The organism is Mesorhizobium sp. M4A.F.Ca.ET.020.02.1.1, from assembly GCF_004022645.1.
In the GTDB taxonomy this organism is placed as follows: Bacteria; Pseudomonadota; Alphaproteobacteria; order Rhizobiales; family Rhizobiaceae; genus Mesorhizobium.
In genome coordinates, this window is the sequence record NZ_RZOI01001086.1 from 1 (window position 1) to 1,400 (window position 1,400).

Here is a 1,400-nt window from a genome sequence, read left to right on the forward strand (position 1 = left end):
GCCGCGCACATCGTTCCTGGGCGGGAACGGATAAACCGTCGTCGTCGCCACCAGCTTGCCGGTGCCGTCGACCACCGCCACCTTGACGCCGGTGCGGATGCCGGGATCGAGCCCCATCGTCGGCCGCGAACCGGCGGGCGCCGCGAGCAGCAGGTCCTTCAAGTTGCGCGCGAAGACGTGGATCGCCTCTTCCTCGGCGCGCTCGCGCAGGTCGCGCATCAGGTCGAGCGTCAGATGCAGGGACAGCTTGATGCGCCAGGTCCAGCCGGCGACCTCCATCAGCCAGCGGTCGCCCGGCAGGCTGCCGCCGATCGCATAGGCATTGGCGATCATGCGCTCGGCCGGCTTCACCGGCGAGGCATCGTCGGCATCGACCTCGATGTCGAGCGACAGCACCTCCTCGTTGCGGCCGCGCAACATGGCGAGCGCCCGATGGCTGGGCACGTTCGCCCAGCGCTCGACATGGTCGAAATAGTCGGAGAACTTCGCACCCGCCTCCTGCTTGCCGTCGACGACCCTGGCGCGCAGGAAGGCACGCTCCTTCATATAGGCGCGCAGCTTGCCGACCAGATCGGCATTCTCGGCGAACTGTTCCGACAGAATGTCGCGCGCGCCCTCGAGCGCGGCCTTTGCGTCTGCCACTTCTTCGGTGATGTAGGCGAGCGCGAGATCGGCGGGCACCGCCGCGCGGTCGGCGAGGATCGCCTCGGCCAGCGGCCCGAGCCCCCGCTCCCTGGCGATCTCCGCCTTGGTGCGCCGCTTCGGCTTGTAGGGTAGGTAGATGTCTTCCAGCTCGGCCTTGGTTGCCGCGGCATTGATCTTGGCCTCGAGCTCCGCGGTCAACTTGCCCTGCTCACGGATCGAACCGAGGATCGTCTCGCGGCGCGCGTCGAGCTCGCGCAGATAGGCCAGACGCTCGGCAAGGTCGCGCAACTGCGTGTCGTCGAGCCCGCCGGTGACTTCCTTGCGGTAGCGCGCGACAAAGGGAACAGTCGCGCCCTCGTCCAAAAGCTCGATCGCCGCCGCCGCCTGCTCGGGCCGCGCGGCGATCTCGGACGCTATGATTGCCGCAATGCGCTTGATGTCGGATGCCATGCCGGTCCCTGTCGAAAAGAGCGGCGACCATAGGCCGGGATGCCGTCCTCGCCAACCGCGCTGTTCAGCCCCTGCAGCGAGGTTCCACAGAAAAGGGTTGCGAAGGCGGGCCGCCTGGAACGGCTTAGACCATCCGGCTCAGCGCCTCGAAGAACGCCACCAGCTCGACATCGAGCCGGTCGTCGACAGGCTCCGGCTGCGACGACATCTTGGCGATCACCACCTCGTCCCGCGGATTGACATAGAGCCACTGGCCGTGGATGCCGATACCGCAATAGGCGCCGCTGTCGTGACCGGTCTGGTAC

At 67.4% G+C, this 1,400-nt stretch carries 1 protein-coding gene and 1 pseudogene; both read right to left on the minus strand.

Annotation, left to right across the window (positions count from 1 at the left end):
* Window positions 1-1,095: Tex-like N-terminal domain-containing protein (locus tag EN742_RS35030; protein WP_281035044.1), on the minus strand; the 1,095-nt coding region annotated here is incomplete at its 3' end.
* A 124-nt stretch (window positions 1,096-1,219) separates the two neighbouring features.
* Window positions 1,220-1,400 (minus strand): annotated as a pseudogene (locus EN742_RS35035) (6-aminohexanoate hydrolase); the annotation flags it as partial.